Here is a 21,791-nt window from a genome sequence, read left to right as displayed (position 1 = left end):
TTCCTGTGCTAACTTTCATGCTTTACGGCTATCCGCAATAGATTTGCAAGAACACATTCCGGCCATGTGGCTGGCTGCGATGCAGCAGTCTGACTTCCAAACCTTGAATGAAACTAGATTCACCCGGGATTTCGTTTAACGAAGGACAGCACAAGATCCTGAGGGTAATCGCCAAATCCGGCTCCGAACAGATTAAGTCCCCGTTGATTACGAGAATCCCGGCACACTTCCAAGCGAATCCGGATAGGGCGGTGATATGCCAGCTCCAGGTCAGGAATGGCTGTAGCATCTGCGGGCGAACCGTTAACGCGGCTGCCGTGACGGGTGACAACCCACTCGGTCAGTTGACCGTATTCGGATCCGGACCAGCGGCTCGTGGTCAGCCTTCCTTTGCGGTCCCCAAAGTCAGCAGGGCTCGTCCATGTGCCTACCGGCTTGTCATTAATAAACAAGCTGATGTCGGAAGGCCACTGCTGATTAAAGCCTGGCGCTTCTGAGCATAGCTCTGCAGTAACCCTCAATTCTTCCAGTTCTACACCGGGAGGGAGAGGATTCGAAAACAGGTATTCCAGGTAACCGGCCCCTGAAAACCAGAGAATCGCAGCCTCTGTCCTCTCAGATAGGTAAAAGGCGCGGGGATCGTCGGGGGAGCCAATGATGCGCCCTTCCCGGTCGGCCATGCCGCAAGTTGGCTGTACTGAGCAGTGGGAATAGAGACCAATTGGCATATGCAGCGACTCAATCTGCTGCAGACCTTCTCCAAGACGTGACGGCAGCTCGAGAAGCAGGTTTCGCCCTGTGACGGAACAAATTTTTTCCCGGTTCGCATTGAGAGAGGAGGAGAGGAGGCCGGCTTGTTCCAGAATTTGAACATTGATCGATATTGTCGGCTGTGCGACACCAAGTGTTTCGGCGAGCTGACCAATGCTCATGGATTGATCGCCTAGCGCTTCTAAGATGCGCAATCGAACGTCTCCGGATAACGCTTTTGCCACCTCAATAATGCGGGACGAAGGAATAGTTAACAAATTCTTTCCAAATTCACTCATCAATGCAGGATACCTCCCGGATCAAGCTGCCTATTTGCTTTGCAGACTTGACTAATCAAGACAGCGCCTAAGAGCACAATGCTTCCCAGGCGCTGTTTTTTTCAAACTTAATAAAGAAAAGAGGTTAAATCGCCCAATTCCCATTGCGAAAGATAGGCTCTGAAGATCCGTCTTCGTGGATGCCATCAATATTCATCTCAGCCGAGCCGATCATAAAGTCGACATGGGTAATGCTGGAGTTCACGCCATGACTTGCAAGCTCCTCCGGCGTCATCGATTTGCCGCCTTCGATATTAAAGGCATAACCGCTGCCAATTGCCAGATGGTTAGAGGCGTTCTCGTCAAACAGCGTATTATAAAATAAAATATTGGATTGGGAGATGGGGGATTCATGCGGAACAAGAGCGACTTCACCTAAATAATGCGAGCCTTCATCGGTCTCGACAAGGCGCTTCAGCATATCCTCGCCCTCTTTGGCCTCCACCTTAATAATACGTCCATTCTCGAAGGTTAAAGTAAACTGATCGATAATATTGCCTCCATAGCTTAAAGGCTTTGTGCTCGACACATAGCCGTTAACCCCTTCGCGAAGCGGGGCTGTGAATACTTCTTCAGTTGGCATATTAGCCATGAAGGATGTTCCCCGCTCATTTGTGCTGCTTGCCCCTACCCAAATATGTTTGGCAGGCAGCTCGATGGTCAAATCAGTTCCTGGCGCAGTGTAATGCAATTTATGAAAATGCTTGCTGTTTAAGGTATCGACCTTCTTATGTAAAGTTTCGTTATGCTCTTCCCAGGCACGAACCGGGTCAGCAGTGTTCAGGCGTACCGATTCGAATATCGCGTCCCATAGCATCGACACTGCTTGCGCTTCATCTTGATCAGGGAATACCTTGGCGGCCCAGGCTTCGGTAGCTGCGGCGACTACTGTCCAGCTGACCTTATCAGACTGGATTGCGCGCCGGTACTTATCCAAAGCCTGACCGGAAGCTTTCTGAAAATTGCTGATGCGTTCAGGGTCGATGCCTTTAAGCAGGTCCGGATTCGGAGAGATGATAGCGATAAAAGCTGCTTCTTCATCAATAAAGTAGTTGCGTTTATCGGCTTCCCACACCGGATAGTGTTGAAAATACGAGTCGGCAGCCTTTTCATATTTCAGCCTGGAAAGTCCTTCATCGGTCCAGTCAACATGCACATTGCCGGCACCGGCATCGTATGCTTTGCTGGCGACGAGTCTGGCCAACGGAGCCATTTCAACAGAAGCCGTTACGTATACCTGTTGATCCTTTTGCACATTTACGCCCACCTTGACGATGAGCTCCGCATACTGCTCTAATTTCTTATCCAAAGAATTCATTGTACAATCTCCTTTTCCTTGAATTGGTGGATATACTAACTCGCTGCTAGTCATTCAGTTGAAGAAGCTATTTCTCAGGAGTGAAAATCCGCGGATAAAAGCGAACACTACGCTGCGTATCTTCAGAAAGAAGTGTTCTTGTTTAAATGCCTCTTCACCGCTGTTCCAGTGCAGCTTATTTGCTAGCGCAGCCTATTTCCTAGTGTAACCTATTTTGCAGCTTGAATCACGCGTTTAGACTCGAGTAAAATACGACGGCACTGCCATCGAGGGCTTCAAACTGCTAAACTTATCCAGGGATCTTGGAAAGTTCGGTCATACCTAGCATTGACAAGCTTAGCGTTGTTCCCCACAATAGAGAAGAAATAAATTAATGGCTAGGAGGATAAGATTTATGAAACTTACCGAAAAGCTGGCCGAACTACAAATTGAACTTCCAGTTCTCCCGGCAAAAGAATATCCCTTCGCTGCAGGCGTAGTAACTGACCGGCTGGTGTTTCTTTCCGGGCAAACTCCTACAGTTGACGGAACAGCGCAATACAAAGGTATCGTCGGATCTACCATTAGTGTAGAGGATGCCCGCAAAGCAGCCGAAGTGTGCACCTTGAACCTGCTTGCTGCGTTGAAGAATTTGATCGGCGATCTCGATCGGGTCCATCGGATAGTGAAGCTTAACGGATATGTTGCATCCGACCCATCTTTTACAGAGCAGCCTTATGTAATTAATGCGGCATCCGATCTGCTTAACCGTATCTTCGGTCCTGAGCTGAAGCACGCGCGGGCCGCTGTTGGTGTAGCTGCATTACCTGGTGGTGTTTCAGTAGAAATTGAGATGGTAGTGGAATTGAAAGCTTGACCAAGATTGTAGAAATGGAGCTCGATACCTCAGCATCTTGCACAAGCAGATCTAAGTAAATCTTTTAATAAGACAAGTGAAAGATATATCAGGTTTGTACGTCTATGTCCAGATTTCGCCTGTTAATGAAAACCGAATTATGCAAAATGCCCGCCTGGAACTATAAAACCCATGCTGGTTTCGTGCCAAATGGATGTTATAACAAAACCATTTGCATAAGCGATACCTGCATGGGTTATTTTTATTTAGAAAAACAGCCAATCAGGGACTTCTTTACTTGTAAATGCTGTTGCATGCACAAGGCAAGGCAGGGAGCTATGATGTTACTTTATTAGGTTTCTCGGCTGCAGTTGGCAGGTAGCCGATAGCTTGGGAAATGGCCAAGGCTGCGGCCTTGACTTGACTGCCAACACTCATAAACTTGACAGCGGGTAAATCTCGACTCAAAGAGGTAATACTGATTGCTGCTACAATAAACCCCTGGTGGTTGCGTATCGGGGCCCCAATGCAGCGAACCCCTTCCTCAAATTCTTCATCCTCAATAGAGAATCCGTGATCTCTTACAAACTGAATATCATCCATCCACTTTTCCATAGTCCGGGCTGCTTTATCGTCATCAATCGGATTGATTTCCGGAATTAGAAGCTCCAATTGTTTAGGCTGATGATCTGCCAGCAAAGCTTTGCCAACCGCAGACTGATGCAGGGGTTGGCCTTGCCCTACACTAGTAGCAAAACGTACAAATCCGTTTCCTTCAACCTTATCGCAATAAACAGCCTTGTTGTCGACCAATACTGCCAGATGGCCGGTATAAGGTGTGTCTTGAACCAGAGCAGAAAGATGAGGTCTGGCGAATTGAACAAGATCGATAGAACCTAAAAACCGGGTGGCCCAATGCAGGACACCAGGGCCGAGCCTATAGGTACCGTCGGGATTTTTATAAATAATCGCATGCTGCTCCAGCGTATTCAAGATTACAAAGGTGGTCGTTTTGGGGAGCTTCAGGCTAGTATGCAGATCTGCCGCAGACAGTTCGTTTTCGGATAAAGCATTCAGTATCATGATGGCTTTATCAAGAGCTGGAACGGAATATTCTTTAGTACCCTTTGCCAAATGAGATCCTCCTAATTTATTTAAATTGTTGAAAATATCAAATGTGTGCTGGTAGTAGTTGCAGGTTACAGAACCATAACAAGTAGTTGTGATGTCAATCATACTGATGGGATTCAAAATATAGAACTTAGTTCCGGAATTCATATAAAAAATCGATCCATTAATTAGTTTGAATCCAAACTGTACGGAAGACAATGCTGAAGATGTCTCTCCCAGCTGGAAAATCGGACGGAAAATGTATACTGCCCGACAAAACCTGCTCATTTATATATGTCTACTATAGGCATGACAGCAGCTATTGTCAAATGAAATCCGGACATTCCAGTTTTATATTGACTAGGATTTGTAGATTGATTTATAATAGCCCAAGACAACATTATGAATTAAGTTCAACATACTGAATATCTACTGTTTAAATTGAATTATGCCAAAATCTCAATTAAATTAAAAAACAGGGAGTGGAGCTGCATGAATACTGCTTCGACAAAAAGAATGGAAAAATCAAAAGAGTTATACCAAAAAGCGAATCAGTTTACGCCGGGGGGCGTTCACACTTCCATTCGTAATGTAGAGCCGCATCTGATCTTTTCCGGAGCGGAAGGAGCCTATATTTACGATGCGGATGGAAACCGTTACTTGGATTTTCAGGCTGCCTTCGGGCCCTTCGTACTTGGCCACAAACACCCCTATGTAACCAATAAAGTCAAGGAAGCGCTTGATCGCACCGATTTATATGGGGTTGGTACAGCTGATTTGGAGATCGAATTGGCAGAAAAAATTTGCAAGCATGTGCCATCGTCTGAATCCGTATTGTTTTGTAATTCCGGTTCAGAAGCGACATATCATGCTATTCGCTTGTCCAGAGCAGTAACCGGCCGCAAGAAATTGATCAAATTTCAAGGCTGCTATCATGGATGGCATGATTATGTGGCCCGTAACATGCTGAGTACGCCTGACATGATTGGCAAACGAGATCCGGGATCCGCCGGAATGATGGATGAAGCGATTGACCATACGTTAATTTGTACTTTCAATGATCTGGAAGATGTGGCCAATACTTTCAAGACCAATCAAGGAGAAATTGCTGCATTGATTGTCGAGCCGATTCCGCACAATATTGGCTGTGTCATGCCTCAGGACGGTTTCTTGCAAGGCTTGCGCGACTTGTGTGACCAGCACGGCGCCCTGTTAATTTTTGACGAAGTCATTACGGGCTTCCGTCATCATATTGGCGGTTTTCAGGCAGTATGCGGCGTCACACCGGATTTGACCACGATGGGTAAAGCGATGGCCAACGGCTTTCCCATTGCCGCAATAGCCGGTAAAAGCCAATACATGGACCGGTTTAATACCAAGCCGGGTGGAGATGTGTGGTTTGCGGGAACCTACAACGGCCATGCTGTCGGCACAGCTGCTTCTATAGCCACTCTGGAGTTAATGGAGCAGGAGCCCGTACATGATCACATTTTCCGGCTGGGAGAAAAGATGCGCGATGGCTTGCGGGAGATTCATCAGCGTCTGGGGATTCAGGCATTTGTAGCTGGATTCGGTTCGGTCTGGACGACTTATTTTTTGGACAAAGAGCCATTACATTATACGGATTTGATGGACAACAATGCCGACGTCTATATTGCTTACCGGCGCAAGCTTCTCGATCGTGGAATTTTTAAAATGCCAATGAATTTAAAACGCAATCATATCAGCTACAGCCATACGGATGAAGATATTGAATTCACGCTGGAGCAATCCGAGATAGTTCTTAAAGAACTGAAAGAGGAAGGCAAACTGAACTAAATGAAAGAGAAGATAAATTGAACTAATGGAAATGAAAGAGAAGATTAATTTGAACTAATTAGGGAAGAAGGGGATAGCGTGCTGTTTGATTGTCACACCCACTTATTTGGACCTGGTCAGTTCGGCGGGGCTACACTTGCAGCAGCTAAAAAGGCTTGGGGAAGCGATAAGGAATTGCTGGCTACGCCGGAGATGCATAGGGAAGCTTTCGAGTCATTGGATGGTGCGGTCGTGCTTGCATTCGATGCCCCCGCGACAGGATTGAACGTGCCTAATGAGTATGTTGCCGAATATGTATCGCGTTTTCAGGGCAAGTTTTTTGGCTTCGCCAGCGTAGACCCGAATCGGGAAAACGCACCTTTATTGCTGGAAGAAGCAATTAAGGAGTACCAGCTATGCGGTCTTAAGCTGGGACCGATCTATCAAAACTTTTACCCGAACGATCGTCAGCATTTTTCACTCTATGCCAAAGCCGAAGAACTGAATCTGCCGATTATGTGGCACCAAGGCACTTCGTTTGTGCCCGAAGGCTATCTGGATGCATCGCGTCCAGCGGCATTGGATCCGATTGCCCGAGAATTCCCTAAGCTAAAAATGATTATAGCGCATATGGGGCATCCATGGGTGGATGAATGTATTTCGGTTGTACGCAAAAATCCTTCAATGTACATGGACGTATCCGCACTGGCTTCAAGGCCTTGGCAGTTTTATAACGCTTTGATTTCAGCAGTGGAGTATGGGGTGACGGACAAAATTTTGTTTGGGTCAGACTATCCTTTTTTCACTCCTGATCAAATGATAGAGGCAATGCGGAATATAAACCGCTTTACAGAAGGGACTTCTCTTCCCCGTGTGCCCGAAGAAGTGATTGAAGCGATCATTCATAGAAACACGATAGAATTACTGGAGCTGAAATAGGAGGAAGCGACGATGTCGAAGGATCCATTGGATAAGGACAGGCGAAGAGGGGAAGCGTTTTTTGAAGACACTGGCTTGTGGGGATTCATCCACCGTTCATTCACCAAGTCGATGGGCTATACAGAGGAAGACTTGCGCAAACCGGTTATCGGCATCTGCAACACCTTCAGTGAGTTAAACAAATGCCATTCCCAATTCAGAGAATTGGCTGAATATGTGAAGCGCGGTGTTTGGCAGGCCGGAGGCTTACCTATGGAGTTTCCGACGATCTCCATTGGCGAGCCCTACGTCAAGCCAACTACTATGCTGCTCCGAAACCTGATGGCGATGGATACGGAGGAAATGATGAAGGCCCATCCTTTGGATGGTGTTGTTCTGCTAGGCGGATGCGATAAAACCGTTCCGGCTCAGCTTATGGCGGCGGCCAGCGTTAATATACCTGCAATCGTACTGACCGGGGGCCCGATGCTGAACGGCCGGTTAAACGGAGCTAATCTTGGAGCGTGTACGGACTGTTATCAATTCACGCTCGAGCACAAGGCCGGCAATTTGACCGATGCCGAGCTGGCTACAGCGGAGAATGCTATCTGCCGCAGCGACGGGCATTGCATGGTGATGGGCACAGCTAGCACAATGGCTTCAATAGCCGAAGCATTAGGCATGGCTTTGCCCGGCTGTGCAGCCATCCCGGCTCCGGACAGCCGGCGAAAGCACCTTGCGGAGCTCACCGGCAAACAGATTGTGAAGCTTGTCGAAGCGGATATCCGTCCCCGTGATCTGATGAACGAGCGTTCGCTGGACAATGCGATCCGGGTAACGATGGCGAGCGGCGGTTCAACCAATGCGATTATTCATCTGATTGCTATCGCAGGAAGACTGGGCATCCGCCTTCCTTTGGAGCGCTTTGATGAACTGGCCAAGGAAACTCCGTTCCTGTTAAATCTTCGTCCTTCCGGTCAATATCAAATGGAGGAGTATTTCGAAGCGGGAGGGGTGCCTGCCCTGATGAAGGAATTGGAGCCGCTCCTGCACACTGACTGCCTGACTGTGACCGGACGGAGCGTTGCTGACAATCTCCGTGAGGTGCAGGTGCTTAACCGCGAGGTTATTTTCCCGTTATCCCAGCCGCTGGATGCACAGGGCGGAATTGCAGTGCTTCGCGGGAACCTCGCCCCATCCGGAGCGTTGATCAAACAAACGGCCGTATCCTCCCACTTGAAGAAGCATGTGGGTAAAGCGGTAGTTTTCCATTCGCCCGAGGATCTGCAGAAGCGAATTGATGACCCTGAACTAGATGTGGATGAATCGAGTGTACTTGTCCTGCAGAACGCAGGGCCCAAGGGAGCGCCGGCAATGCCCGAAATCGGACAAATCCCTATTCCGCAGAAGCTGCTGAAAAAAGGAGTACGCGATATGGTTAGAATCTCCGATGCTAGGATCAGCGGCACCTCCTATGGCGCACTGATCGTCCATGTCGCTCCCGAAGCCGCGATTGGCGGGCCTTTGGCTCTAGTCCGCGACGGGGATTTAATTGAGCTGGACATCGCCTCCCGGACATTGAATGTGCTGGTGGACGATGCGGAGCTGCAACAGCGAAAACAAAAATGGCAGGCTCCTGCTCCGCATTATGACCGCGGTTACGGCTTGCTTTTTACAGAACGTGTACTGCAGGCGGACAGAGGCTGTGATTTTGATTTTTTGCTTCCGCCTGAGCTTCGCGGTGAAGAAGAAAGCAAATAAATGTATCGGCATATGTTGGACGGAAGAAAAGTAATTATTTGCATGTAATGAATGCTTTTTTGAAATAGAAGCTGAATAGGAAGCTGAAGGATAAGCTGGATAGTAAGCTGTAGGATGAGCTGATAAATATAATAGTTAGTTCAATATACGGAATATTCCAATGGACAGATCTGCTAGGAGGGATTTTGCTTGAGGCTAAAAGGGAAGAAGGGGTTAATTACTGGCGCCGCGCAGGGAATTGGGGCGGGAATTGCCGAGAGATTCGCCCGGGAGGGGGCAGATCTAGTGCTCTTGGACGTTCTGATCGAACCGCTGGAACAGACAGCAAAGCATTTGCAGTGCGAGTACGGTGTCAAAACCTTGGCGCTGGGCTGTGATCTGGCGGACACTGAGCAAACGCTGGCAGCAGCAGAGGACGCTTGGGAACGTTTTGGTCCGCTTGATTTCGTTGTTAATAACGCTGGTATAGCTACCCGGGAACCGTTTACCCGGCTTACTTATGAAACTTGGAGAAAAGTACAGCAGATCAATGTAGATGCAATGTTTATCATTAGTCAGGCAATTTCCAAACGAATGATAGAGGCGAGCCTGCCGGGAGCATTCGTTCAGATGGCCTCAAAAAACGGTTTGGCAGGAAGCTCCATGTTAGCACATTACAACAGCTCAAAGGGTGCAGTTGTGCTGTTAACCCAATCGATGGCCTGTGAACTGGCGCCTTATGCTATTCGCGTTAACGCGGTCGCTCCCGGTTTTATTGCAACACCATTGGATCGCGAATTAAAGCTCAAAGAGCCTGGACTGCAGCTAACCTCACGTACGCCAATGGGAAGAATGGGAAGAGTTGAAGAGGTAGCGAATGCTTGCTTGTTCCTGGTCTCAGAGGAAGCCTCTTACATTACAGGAGCTATCTTGCCCGTCGATGGCGGTCATCTCGCTAATGCAAGTGAAATTTAATAAGTGAAATTTAATATTAGTGAGAATGGCTCCATTGCCTTCCTTTGTCGTTGTTTAGGGAGCCAAGGAAACAGAAGACCTAACAGACCTTGAATGCAAGATGCTTCTATAGGCTTTACCGCTTAGGATATACACTATTGGGATCGAAAACATTACTGTATTGAATAGCCTTTAAAGGCAGCGATTCTACGTGAGCTCTCAAGCTTAAAGCCCAGGTTGGCCCCTGCAGTTACTATCCAATTTCACAGGAGGGCTGTAGATTCCCGCCGCCGCAGCGTGGACAGAGTCGATATGTATGTGAAAACCCGTATAGAAACACCGCCACAGAGATCTCGAAAGCGAAATATGCGAAAACCCGTTGTAATTTGTTTCAAATCTGGCGTTCAATTCCGCACATACTACCACCAGCCCTAAATAGCGGGCTGCTTTTTAATTTTCCTTCATAATTTTAAGGTCTTGCACTTAAAGGTACATACTGCAGCGTTTTGCATAAATCCTGGCCGAGCTTATATGGCGCTCTGTCCAGCAATGTCCACGCTAAGCACCGCGATCGCGCCAACGATTGCGCCAACGATCGCTCGCTCCATGCATGCGCTCATTGCTCGCGCCCCACTCAACGCACTTCACGCCCGTCGCATCGTTCACCACCAGGTTCGCACTCCTCTTCCAAGTGGAAGTGTCCCGCAGGCAACGCGCTTCATCGCTCGCCTCTCTCGCACTCATTGCTCGCGCTCTAGCCCGTGCGCCTCCACGCTCTTGCACTCGCCTGGGCTTCCACGCTTTCGCCTACGCAACGCGTTCCATCGCATTCTGCTAAAACCACTAATAGGAGTTTTGAGCTTTTTTCAAAAAAAGGGATTGAACGCCACGTTACGTGCTGTTTTATACTGGGTTCATACCCATTTGTTAGAAGGAGGTCGGGGATGTATACGATCGGGCAGCTTTCCAAGAAAACGGGAGTTACAGTAAGAACGCTTGACTATTATGATGAGATTGATTTATTGAAACCGGCAAGCGCCACTGAAGGCGGCCATCGTCTGTACGGCAATGAGGAAATCATGCGTCTGGAACAAATTTTGGCGTTGAAATTTTTAGGATTTTCCTTGGAAAAGATTCAGCTCATTTTACAGGAAGCTCCCCCGTCCTGGGAAACTGCGTTTACCGAACAGCTGTTAATGGTAGAAGAAGAAAAGAAAAGGCTTGAAGATCTTCAACGCTCGTTACAAGGAATCTTATATTCGATTCAGATTGAGAAGAAGGTGAATTGGCAGCTGATCTTTGGTGTTATGCAAATGTTTCAACAGGGTGAGAATGAAGCGGTAAGAGTGTTGGATCGCTACATGAGCCGGGAGCAGCAGAAAAAAATGCTATCCGTCAATATGGACCAAGATAAAATGGATCATTGGGTAGCGCTTATTTATGAAATCCGAGAAAATCTCCACGCCTCACCCGATTCGGATATTGCACAGCACCTTGCAGAACGATGGATGGAAGGGGTTTATGAAATGTTTGGAAATGATGACGAATTTTTGGGAAACGCCTGGAACGCGATAACGAAGGAAAGTGATGGAGTTATGTTTTACCCTATGACTAAGGACGTTGTTGATTTTATAACAAAAGCGATCCAGATAAAGGAATCAAAGGGAACTGGGCTCGGGAAAGAAGGAGGGTGAATCTTAGCATGAATGCAGCTGTTCAGATGGTGAAGGTTAAAAAAACCTATGGGAAAAACATTACGGCGATTCAAGACCTGTCCCTAATCATAGAAGAAGGAAAAATTTATGCCTTGTTAGGACCGAACGGCTCAGGGAAGACGACAACGGTTCGCATTCTTACCACCTTGGCGTCAGCCGATGCTGGAGAGATTTACTATTTTGGTTCTCCCCAAATCAATAAAAAAATGATAGGTTGTGTAGCTCAGAATTCAGGGGTCGATCCGATGGGAACAGGGAGAGAGAATCTGATGCTGCAGGGGAGAATATACGGCCTGCGGGGGGAAGCGCTAAGAGAACGGGTCCACGAGCTGTTAACTGGCTTTCATTTGCTGAAGGATGCCGACCGGCTCAGCAAGCATTATTCAGGAGGAATGAGAAGGAAGCTGGATCTGGCTATGGGAATTATTCATCGCCCGCGGCTTCTTTTTCTTGATGAGCCTACCACAGGCCTTGATCCTGAATCGCGAGCGGACTTATGGCAGACAATCAAGCAACTGCAGAGGGAGCATGGCATGACTGTTGTGCTGACTACCCACTATATGGAGGAAGCGGACGAACTAGCTGACCGGATCGCTTTCATGAATGAGGGAACAATCGTTGCAGAGGGAACAGCGGAAGAGATGAAAAGCAAGGTGGGCGGAGACACGATAACGATCCAATGCCGGGAACCGCAAATAGCAGCGCAAATCCTCGAACCCATTTATCCAACTCAGCAGCTTAACCATCAAGACGACAGCACGCTGCATGTAATAACAGATAAGGGAGCTGAAAAGCTGCCGGACATTATAAGATTATTGGAAGAAAAACATGTAACAGTAAATTCCATAGCTGTAGCCAGACCGGATCTTGGAGATGTGTATCTGTTGTACACTGGGAAAATGCTGCGGAAGGATGGGGAGTCATGAAACTGCTGACGGATACGGCATGGATGTTTATGCGCTATTTGAGAGGCTTGCTCCGTTCTCCTTTTATAGTGCTGATGACCATTGTGCAGCCGATTTTTTGGATGATTTTATTCGGGCAGGTGTTTTCCAGCATGGTAAGCATTCCGGGGTTTACAGCAAGCTCTTACATGGATTATCTTGGTCCTGGTATTGTCATGATGAGTACCATGATGTCGGGTGCCTATGCCGGCATGGGCGTGCTGAGCGATTATAAAGACGGGGTGCTCGACCGCTTGCTGATTTCGCCGATCAATCGTCTGGCTTTGCTGCTTGGTTCCTTACTGCAGGATGCGTTGACCTTGACTTTCCAGGCGGCGCTAATGGCCGGTGTCGCTTTTCTGCTGGGTGCGAGCTTTAGCGGGGGTCTGTTAGGCATTGTCCAACTGATCCTGATTGCGGTGCTGCTTGGACTTGCGATGGCGGCCTTATCCATATCACTCGGGCTGTTCGTTCGTAAGGAATCGAGCTTAACTGCAGCAGTCAGCTTTGCCACTATGCCGTTATTGTTCTTGTCCGAAATGTTCATGCCACTGCAGTTAGTGCCGCGCTGGGTGGAGGCCGTCGCCCGGTTTAATCCGCTTAACTGGGCGGTAGAAGCGGGGCGGGAGGTGCTGGCTGCACAGCCTGACTGGGGTCTCGTGCTGCAGCATGGCTGCTTCCTGCTGGTTCTCTTTTTGGCAGCGTGTCTGCTCGTATCTAGAGCATTCCGGCAATATCAACGGTCGATGTAAACTAAAAATGAAGAGTTATTTTGATAGATTATGTTGAAGGATTACGCCTTTCCCTAACATAGTTTGCTATAATAGAATTGCTAGATATAGAAAAGTTATGTTACATGGAAAGGCGGTGCCTTGCTCATGTTAGAAGCATCTGGAGACAAGGAAGCATCCTTGCTGCAGGCCATTGTACACAATCTGGCATATGGTGCAGCTCTTGTTGACTGTGAAGGCAATTTCTTGTATAAGAATCCCGCATTCGTCAGGATGCTGGATCTTCGAGAGGACAACAATCAAATCCAGAAATTCAATGAGTATCTGACAAATTCTGATATATGGGAAGACATTCAGCGTATCCCCGAGAAGGGGATACTGGAGTGTGAGCTGCTTAATCAAACGGGTGGGGCGGTTCCGGTGATGATGACCGTTACCCGATTGGCGGAACCGAAGCCCTGTTATTTGATCCAGTTCCGGCAGGCTTCGATGCCTGACAAGCTGCGAAGTTTGCTTGCCGATCAGAGTGGCATGGCATTAGTCAACTTCTGGGAATGGAAGGAGCAGGAAAATAATTTGACTTTTGCTGTTCCTCCCAGAGGTATTTATACGAGAATTACCAGTCAACAGCTAGATGAGGACGCCTTGCAGCTGCTTAAGCTTGTGCCGCCTGCGGAGCACGAGCGGTTTTTGCAAGAATTAAATGCTATAGATGAGCAGCATTCTTTCACGTTTGAATTTTCTATTGCGGATGAAGAAGGCGTGCTTTATTATTGGCAAATTCAAGGACGGATATATCATTCCGATACACAGGAGCGGTTGGGGCTGCTGGGGACGATACAAGATATTTCTGAACATAAACGGACAGAGCTTAAGCTGAACGAAACTATTGAACGCTACACCTCATTAAAGAAATACAATCATGATGCGGTGTTTTCACTCGATTTGGAAGGCAGAGTTATTAATTGCAATGACCGGGCCAAGAGCTTAACCGGCTATGAAGCCGCTGAACTGATCGGGAATTCCTTTGGCAAGCTGGTGAGAAATGTCGACATGAAGGACATTCTGTTCCGTTCCTTGGAGGATGATTCGGTTGAAAAGCAGCTTAACCAAATGATTCACAAAGATGGGCATGTGCTGGATGTCCTCATAACGATTGCACCGATTATGATCAGCTCTAAGAATACGGGCTTTTATATTATTGCGAAAGACATGACAGAGCAAAAAGAGCTTCTGCAGGCCAAACAAACAGCAGAAGCGACCAATCAGGCCAAATCTGAATTTTTAGCGATGCTGAGTCATGAAATTCGCACTCCGATGAATGGCATTATCGGGATGACCGATTTATTGCTGGAAACGACCAGTATTAACGAAGAACAGCTGGAGTATCTGAAAATTATCCGTAAAAGCGGACATACCCTGCTCGCTATTATCAACGATATTCTCGATTTCTCTAAAATCGATTCAGGCAAAACCGAGCTGGTGCATGAGGTCTTTGATCTGAAAGAATGCTTTCACGAAGTCATTGATCTGCTAACACCGTCGGCTTTGGAGAAAGGGCTCCCGATCCATCTCACAATAGATGAGTCCCTGCCTGAAAAGGTTAAAGGGGACGCCAAAAGACTTAAGCAGGTAGTCCTCAACCTGGTGGGGAATTCTATCAAATTCACACTGCATGGAAGCGTCTCGGTTCACGTCAAGCGGAAGCTTCAATGCTGTGGTAAGGTACAGCTGCTGGTTGAGGTAAGCGATACCGGGCTTGGGATCCCGGAAGACAAGCGCGACCGGTTATTCGAGCCCTTTTATCAGGTGGATGCTTTCATGAAGCGCGAAACCGAAGGGACCGGGCTCGGTCTAGCCATCAGCAAGAAATTGGTGCAGCTAATGGGAGGGGACATTTGGCTTGTACCGGATTCATCCCCTGGCAGCACCTTTCAATTTACCGTTCTGCTGGACGAAGTGATTCCGGAGCCGAAGATTACCGGGCCTGCTGCGGGAACTCATGAAGAATATGATTATAGGCGCTTAAGAATATTGATTGCGGAAGATCATCCGATTAACCAGATGGTACTGAGAAAAATGCTTGATAATATGGGGCATCATACCGCCGTAGTTGAAAATGGTGCTGAAGTTGTTAAGGAAGCGTTGAACAATAAATATGACTTAATCTTTATGGATGTGCATATGCCGCTGATGAACGGGATTGAAGCGGCAGTAACTCTCCGTGAGACGCTTGGGGAGAAGGAGTGTCCTGTTATCGTAGCCGTTACTGCCAATGCTTTGAAGGGCGACCGGGAAAAGTATTTGGCCTCAGGCATGGACGATTATTTAAGTAAACCAATTACGAGCGGCAGGGTAATGGAGGTTATCCGGCGCAGATTTGCTATTCACAACGAATCGACATCACTTTCTTGACTCTTTTGTACGGAGAGAGTAAGAATTCGGAAGCAGGGTCGAGCGGATTTCTGTGCTATTTTCTTTTGCTCTCAGCTACTATTAAAGATTCAGCAATTGTGCTTAGCTCGAAGCAGGTCAGGGTAAACTAATAGAAACAAACTAATAGACAAAATTCTGCTAGGAGTTTCTATATGGCTGAATCTATACAAATTAGATGGCACAGATGGCTCGACCATATGAACATTGAGCCAGAGGAATGGCATCAGCAGGAAATGGAGGATCGTCTGGCTGATTTGCGCGAGCTCCGTTTTTTGCTTAACGGTGTAAAAGGCAGGCTTAACCAGTTTCGTGAAGCTTATCCCGATGACCGGTTTGAGCAGGAATTGAGCGAGGTCTATGAAAGGCAGCTGAGCCGGATTGAGCGGACCTTGAGCAAGTACGAGAAGGATATACAGACCTGTGATCTGGTTGCCTTTCTAGAGTTGAAATATGCAATTCGCAAAAGCTATAAACAGATTGGCTCCCTGCTAGCAGCGAGCGACTGGCCCTCACCCTGTATTTCTTTGGGTGATTCGGTGTCGGGTGAGGCCGCGGAATCCGGTTATGGTCAATTGGAGGAAGGCACCTATCAGCGAAGCTATGGAAGCGAGCGGGTAAAACAGCATGAAAGAGCTGTACAAAAAGCGTTTTTTCCCGTTCCGCCTGGTTCGCAGCACAATGTGTTATGCTTCGCAGCTTCATCCGGTATGAAGGCGTTAGAGTTAGCCTTGGCTGTTTCTAAATCCTCTTCCGGCTCTCTTCCTCAATATTATCAAGCCGGATTTTACGGGGAAGGGGTAGAGCTGGCTAAGGTGCTTCTTGGCAATCCAGTAGAAATGCATCCCGATGAAATCTACCGAAGGATAGAATCCAACGAGCGTATAGGAGGCTTAATGGTTGACCCTGGCGCTTGCTGGCCGGTTCACCTTCCTATTGATCTGGAAAGACTTATGAGAGGATTGCATCGGCACCAACAAGATGATTCTTTATATGTTATTGTAGATCGAACATTCACCACTATAACGAATCCCTTGTTTGAGAACTATTTGGATAAGCTTCCGGAGCATGTAGTTCTAATTATTGTGGAGAGCGGCATTAAATATTTGCAATATGGCCTGGAACTGTCTAATGTCGGTTATGTTGCAGCCGCAGGTCAACGGATCGGAAGACCGGAGGAGCGAGAGCGTTGGATTGAACATTTGGCTATTTTGGATGCGGGTGCGGATCCAATGGCTATATGTCAGCTGCCTGAACCGGATTTGCATTATTACAGCCTCCGACTGGACCGGCTGAACCGAAATGCGTACTGGGTTCGCTCTTTCCTTGATTATCTCTGTGAAGAAGGACTGATACTCTCTTATTACAGCGCGATAACTCCATCGCCGCAATTTAAGATTATGGGAAAGCCATGGGCCGGTTCAGTATTTTATATCCGGTTAAAGGAAGGTAAAGTTTCCGAAACGGAGTGTCTGGAATGGATCAATGAGCTGGTAGCATCAGCCCCGGATCAAGAGCATTTTGTTTCGGGGGGAAGCTTCGGGTTTGATTCCTTCCGCTTGAATGCGGTCAATGATGACCAAGGAATGGGAACGGCACTGAGATTGTCGGTTGGGAGGGAGCCGTTTCAACAGCTAATGGCCAAATTGCGTTTTCTTCACCAGTATTTGATTAAAGTCCCTCCAAATTGATCACTGATCATTCGATTGCAGGCAGCCAGATTCTAATCTAAGAAGGCATGATAGGCTATTTCCGAGCAAAGCAGGCGAAGCTTCGGGAATAGCCTTTTTCTATGGGAGCCATCCCAACTAGGGAAATAAATCCATTTCATCAAACGGATTTCCTTCCGATGGACGGGTACACGATATAGATTCACTTATACCGTGTGATTCCATTTCTTGGTTATCGAACGCTCGTTTTAAGTGTTAAATATTGATTCCAATTAATAATTGTGCCCGTACGATTTATAAAAGTGTTGACGCTTACATACAAGTATGATATTTTTCCTATATAACCTGTATGTAATTTGTATTTATTTTTAACGGAGAATGTTAATTATGCACTGCTTATTCATCCATTAATAAATATAATAACCAAACAGCATAAATACAGGTTGAGGGATATTAATACATTTAGTTGTTTTGAAAGCGGTTTCGTTTTTTGCTGTTTGCGTCTTATCTGCTGGTAGGGTGAGGGCAGCATATGAAATAACAAACGAAAAAGTGCCTAAGGAGGGGATCAATCTTTTGGTGTCTTAGTTCAGACGCTGCAGCCTGCAGCTTCAAAAGGATAGAGCAGCATTGCATTACGGTTCAATAAGAGGGGTTCATGGCAGTTAAATTATTGAGGACAATAGGAGGAAAGCCTACTGAAACGTAAACCATGGCTAAAATTATTGCCGGTTACTTTGGTATCTGCTTTAGCGATTACCGCTTGCTCGTCTGCTCCGGGTGGAGACAGCAGTCCTTCGCCATCGCCTTCCAACGGCCAGGAAGAACAGGGGGGGAACGGCGGAGAGGAAAAAGAGCACCTCACGCTCACCTGGAGAGTAGCGGCGCCTCATGTTGATGCGAGCGCAATTTTTCCTGGAGCCAACGAAGATTTTGTCAAGCAGACGATCGAAGAAAAATTCAATGTCACGCTTAATATGACATCCGAAATTTATTCGAGTGAGTTTGATACCAAGATGACTATGCAATTGTCTGCTGACCCGCCTGACTTGTTTGTCGCTGGCGGAGTGCAGTCACAAGGCTATGCGTTAGACGGCCTGCTAGCAGATATGACCGAATTTGTCACTCCTGAAACTATGCCAAACTACTTCAAATACTGGGTTACGGAAGAGGAGCTGGAGCGTTACGGGATAGAAAATTCATTCGTGCGCGCACCCATTCCTTTTGCACGAAATGTATACCGGTCTTATTATATCCGTAAGGACTGGCTGGATAATCTGGGCTTGAGTGTGCCTACCAGCTATGATGAAATGCTGGAAGTGATGAGAGCCTTCTCGCAAGGTAATCCTGACCCGAACAGCAGACAAAGAACATATGGAATGACGGCAGCAGGTGGCGGTAGAACGTTCTCTTGGGATTTCCCGGGATTTGTTGAAAATGATGTCTACACCTTTATTCTGGACAAAGAAAACGGTACATTCCGTGACGGACAAACGGATCTGGCCCTCGTGCAGGTGCTGGATTCAATCAAGATGATGATGGACGAAGGCTTGGTTGAGCCGGAATGGTTCCTGAACTCGGGTACAGAACACTGGAACAAAGCGATCCAAGGTGTTGCGGGCATTATTGCAGGCGGATCCATGGATTTCATGCTGGAGGGGAATCCGAACAGTATCTTGAACCGCACCAAACAATTAAACCCGAACGCTGATTGGGTTCCGTTCAACCCGCATCCGGATAAAGGCATCGCTTTAACTCAGCTGCCTGGTAATCCGTTTCTGTTCCATATCAATGTAGCAGAGCAAAGACCGGATCATATTAAAAGAACGGTCGAAATTCTGGATTGGCTGGCAAGTGAAGAAGGCTATCTGCTCACGCATTACGGGCAGGAAGGCACACATTACACCCGGGATGGCAACCAGATCACTCTTAATGTAGATGAGTACAACGAGATTACCCAGTGGCTAACCCTGTATTCTTTCTTCACACCGCCGAATGAGATAGATAAGCTGGGACTTGAAGTCATTGATCCGCGTTTTACCGACCGCGACCGTGAAGTCATTAATACCATTACAAGCTACCAGCTGAAGGAACATATAGGCACTAACGTTGCCCCGCCTCCAGGGACCGATTTGGGTGGAATGAGAACGCGGCAAAATGAATTGATTACTCAAATTTTATTTGATGAGCCGGATGCTTCAAACTGGCCTAAATACCGGGAAGAGTTAATGACAACCTACGGTGGCCAAGGAATTTTCGAAGCCTATGCGGAGCAAATCGGCAGCGCGCATGGTATAGAAGTGAAGTTTGTAGACGGACCTTAAAGGAGATCGAAAGAGCCTGAAGGAGCCTACAGGAGCTTGAAAGTGCCGAAAGAGCTGAAAGAGCTGAAAGAGCTTGAAAGCGCTTTTTATGAACAGCAGCTCAGCTAGTATTCTGCTTAATGCCTAATGAACGAGGGGCACACATATAAATCCTTGGTATTGAGTTGGGCGGAAAACGCGATGTTTTCTGTCCAACTTTATTACGTATCGGCTTTTTAAGGAAAATAACGAAGCGGATGGCGGATGCTGGATGTCATCTCCCGGCAGAGCCTTGATGTCAGCTTACTGCCGTTTGCCGATTGCAGGATGCCGCCTGCTGCCTGCAGAAAGCTGCCACTGCTGCATTGTCACCTGCTGGATGCCTATCATGCCGATGCTGTCTGCCGCCTGCAGCTAGCCGCCTGCTGGATTGCCACCTGCTGTTTGTAGGGAAGCTGCCACTGCTGGATTGTCCCTGCTGCCCTTCTCAGTAGACTCAAGGGCTAGGGCAATTAGTCCAAACTTCCTACGAACCTTCGCATTTACTCACTCATTTTTAGATTTTTTCAAAAATCTACTTTTTAGTGAGCGGTGAAAAAGTGGTATGCACTGGTGAAAAGTGCTGCGCAATTACATTTATACGAAAAATCATACAAATGAACGTGGAAGCACGCGGAATACGGCAATTTGTACGAAACGTCACACAAAATGACGCCGGGGATTTGAGAAAAGCTGGAATTTGTATGAAGAATCGTACAAACTCGCTCAAAATGCATCAAAAAATCGTTTTTTGTATGAAGAATCGTACAAATCGACTCGACCTTCAGCAATAATGCGTGTGCGTTGACTTTTGGCTGAGATATAACTAAAATGGTTACAACGTAAGAAGTAGAAGGGAGATTGAGCATGATGCAAATCGAAATTTGGTCGGATATTGGCTGTCCATTTTGTTATATTGGCAAACGCCGTTTTGAAGCTGCTCTAGAGCAGTTTGCTCATCAAGGAGAGGTGCAGGTTCAGTATCGAAGCTTCCAGTTGGATCCCCATGCCGCTAAAAATCCTGATTATGACTTGTACGACATGCTTTCCAAAAAAATGGGACGCAGCCGTGAAGAAGTCAAACAGATGAACCAACAGCTGGCTAATCAGGCACGAGAAGTCGGGCTGGACTTTCGTTTTGGCGGAGTCATCCCTGCTAATTCAGAAGATGCTCACAGGCTGATTAAATTGGCGGAACAACTTGGCAAGGGTCCCGATATGTGGGAAGCTTTATATAAAGCTTATTTTACTGATGCCAAGCATATCGGCGATACAGACACCCTACTGGCGCTGGCCGAAGAAGTTGGGATTGATCGCCAAGAGGCGGCTGCCCTACTGCAAAGCGATAAGTTCATTCAAGAGGTGCACGAGGATGGAAGAGAGGCCAGCCGATTTGGGGCTACCGGGGTTCCATTTTACGTTATTAATAGGAAGTATGCCGTTTCAGGGGCACAACCAAGCGAGGTTTTCCTGCAAGCTCTGAAAAAGGTATGGGAAGAGGAGAATCCGGCAACCAAGCTGGAATCGCTCTCGTCCGAGCCAGGTGATGTCTGCGCGGATGGTTCGTGTGGACCTAGCCGATCCTAAGCAAGTCGGATTTTCGAACGAATTAGTTTAGTCTCCAACAGCGGCAAGCTGCGAAAACGTCAAAGCATGGTTTTATAACCGAGCTTTGGCGTTTTTTATTGAAGCATATCAGAAGTGGTTCCCCATGCATTAGTGATAGCCCATGCTCCGCACTTAGTCAGACATTGGTGGTACCCCATGCTCCGGACTCGACCCGGGGACTAGTGATTCCATGCTCCGGACTCGACCCGGGGACTAGTGATTCCATGCTCCGGACTCGACCCGGGGACTAGTGATTCCATGCTCCGGACTCGACCCGGGGACTAGTGATTCCCATGCTCCGCACCCCAACTAGAGATTAGTATTTCCCATACTTCTTGACATTCTGTAAGTGCCCGCTGGGAGTAGATTTGTGGACTAGAGCTATACTACCTTCATGGACAGATATAGTAGGGAGGCTAATGTGGTGAATAGACCCTCCCGTCATGCGGCTAAACACCGTTTGCTGGGAGCTGCGCATGGGCGGAAAATGGGCATGGATAGTGCGTAAAAATGGGCATGGATAGTGCGTAAAAATGGGCATGGATAGTGCGTAAAAATGGGCATGGATAGTGCGTAAAAATGGGCATG

16 protein-coding genes are annotated in these 21,791 nt (G+C 47.4%); 13 read left to right on the top strand and 3 right to left on the bottom strand.

Features of this window, described 5'->3' with window-relative positions; translation table 11 throughout:
* Positions 1-119: 119 nt before the first annotated feature.
* The gene (locus tag PSHG_RS12145; protein ID WP_010273117.1) at positions 120-1,049 is read right to left on the bottom strand and encodes an ArsR/SmtB family transcription factor; all 930 of its coding nucleotides are present in this window, start codon (positions 1,047-1,049) and stop codon (positions 120-122) included.
* A gap of 124 nt (positions 1,050-1,173) precedes the next feature.
* A complete protein-coding gene (locus tag PSHG_RS12140; RefSeq protein WP_010273114.1) occupies positions 1,174-2,406 on the bottom strand; it encodes an aminopeptidase in 1,233 nt (410 codons plus the stop codon).
* Between the two features lie 394 nt (positions 2,407-2,800).
* On the opposite strand from PSHG_RS12140, the gene PSHG_RS12135 reads away from it, so the two are divergent.
* Entirely contained in the window at positions 2,801-3,262 is a 462-nt protein-coding gene (locus PSHG_RS12135) for a RidA family protein (protein ID WP_010273111.1), read from the top strand.
* Between the two features lie 315 nt (positions 3,263-3,577).
* Here PSHG_RS12135 and PSHG_RS12130 read toward each other — a convergent pair whose 3' ends face one another.
* Positions 3,578-4,375 (bottom strand): IclR family transcriptional regulator, encoded by a 798-nt coding sequence (locus PSHG_RS12130; protein WP_026021341.1) that lies wholly within the window; start codon positions 4,373-4,375, stop codon positions 3,578-3,580.
* 468 nt (positions 4,376-4,843) lie between these two features.
* On the opposite strand from PSHG_RS12130, the gene PSHG_RS12125 reads away from it, so the two are divergent.
* From PSHG_RS12125 to PSHG_RS12065, 12 genes are all read left to right on the top strand, one after another.
* Positions 4,844-6,169, top strand: coding sequence for an aspartate aminotransferase family protein (locus tag PSHG_RS12125; RefSeq protein ID WP_010273106.1), 1,326 nt, complete (start codon positions 4,844-4,846; stop codon positions 6,167-6,169).
* Between the two features lie 78 nt (positions 6,170-6,247).
* Entirely contained in the window at positions 6,248-7,087 is an 840-nt protein-coding gene (locus PSHG_RS27450) for an amidohydrolase family protein (RefSeq protein WP_010273103.1), read from the top strand.
* 12 nt (positions 7,088-7,099) lie between these two features.
* Positions 7,100-8,827: an IlvD/Edd family dehydratase gene (locus PSHG_RS12115; RefSeq protein WP_010273101.1), complete on the top strand. Its 1,728-nt coding sequence runs from the start codon at positions 7,100-7,102 to the stop codon at positions 8,825-8,827.
* 189 nt (positions 8,828-9,016) lie between these two features.
* Positions 9,017-9,781, top strand: a complete 765-nt coding sequence (locus PSHG_RS12110) for an SDR family NAD(P)-dependent oxidoreductase (RefSeq protein WP_010273098.1) — start codon at positions 9,017-9,019, stop codon at positions 9,779-9,781.
* 923 nt (positions 9,782-10,704) lie between these two features.
* A complete protein-coding gene (locus PSHG_RS12100; protein WP_010273097.1) occupies positions 10,705-11,454 on the top strand; it encodes a MerR family transcriptional regulator in 750 nt (249 codons plus the stop codon).
* 8 nt (positions 11,455-11,462) lie between these two features.
* A complete protein-coding gene (locus PSHG_RS27445; RefSeq protein ID WP_010273095.1) occupies positions 11,463-12,401 on the top strand; it encodes an ATP-binding cassette domain-containing protein in 939 nt (312 codons plus the stop codon).
* On the top strand, positions 12,398-13,171 hold the full coding sequence (locus PSHG_RS12090; RefSeq protein WP_010273094.1) for an ABC transporter permease: 774 nt from the start codon (positions 12,398-12,400) through the stop codon (positions 13,169-13,171). The genes PSHG_RS27445 and PSHG_RS12090 overlap by 4 nt, the downstream gene beginning before the upstream one ends.
* Before the next feature lie 126 nt (positions 13,172-13,297).
* The gene (locus PSHG_RS27440) at positions 13,298-15,565 is read left to right on the top strand and encodes an ATP-binding protein (protein ID WP_010273092.1); all 2,268 of its coding nucleotides are present in this window, start codon (positions 13,298-13,300) and stop codon (positions 15,563-15,565) included.
* A 173-nt stretch (positions 15,566-15,738) separates the two neighbouring features.
* Positions 15,739-17,274 (top strand): hypothetical protein, encoded by a 1,536-nt coding sequence (locus PSHG_RS12080; RefSeq protein ID WP_010273090.1) that lies wholly within the window; start codon positions 15,739-15,741, stop codon positions 17,272-17,274.
* Between the two features lie 704 nt (positions 17,275-17,978).
* Positions 17,979-19,577 (top strand): extracellular solute-binding protein, encoded by a 1,599-nt coding sequence (locus tag PSHG_RS12075; RefSeq protein WP_010273088.1) that lies wholly within the window; start codon positions 17,979-17,981, stop codon positions 19,575-19,577.
* Between the two features lie 243 nt (positions 19,578-19,820).
* Positions 19,821-20,006: a hypothetical protein gene (locus PSHG_RS12070; protein ID WP_010273086.1), complete on the top strand. Its 186-nt coding sequence runs from the start codon at positions 19,821-19,823 to the stop codon at positions 20,004-20,006.
* Positions 20,007-20,465: 459 nt separating this feature from the next.
* Complete coding sequence (locus PSHG_RS12065; protein ID WP_026021339.1) at positions 20,466-21,182, top strand: DsbA family oxidoreductase; 717 nt, start codon at positions 20,466-20,468, stop codon at positions 21,180-21,182.
* The last annotated feature ends 609 nt before the right edge of the window (positions 21,183-21,791 follow it).

It is taken from the genome of Paenibacillus senegalensis JC66 (genome assembly GCF_000285515.1).
GTDB lineage: Bacteria > Bacillota > Bacilli > Paenibacillales > NBRC-103111 > Paenibacillus_L > Paenibacillus_L senegalensis.
The sequence above is the reverse complement of the archived record's forward strand: the minus strand, read 5'-3'. Positions and strand labels throughout refer to the sequence as shown.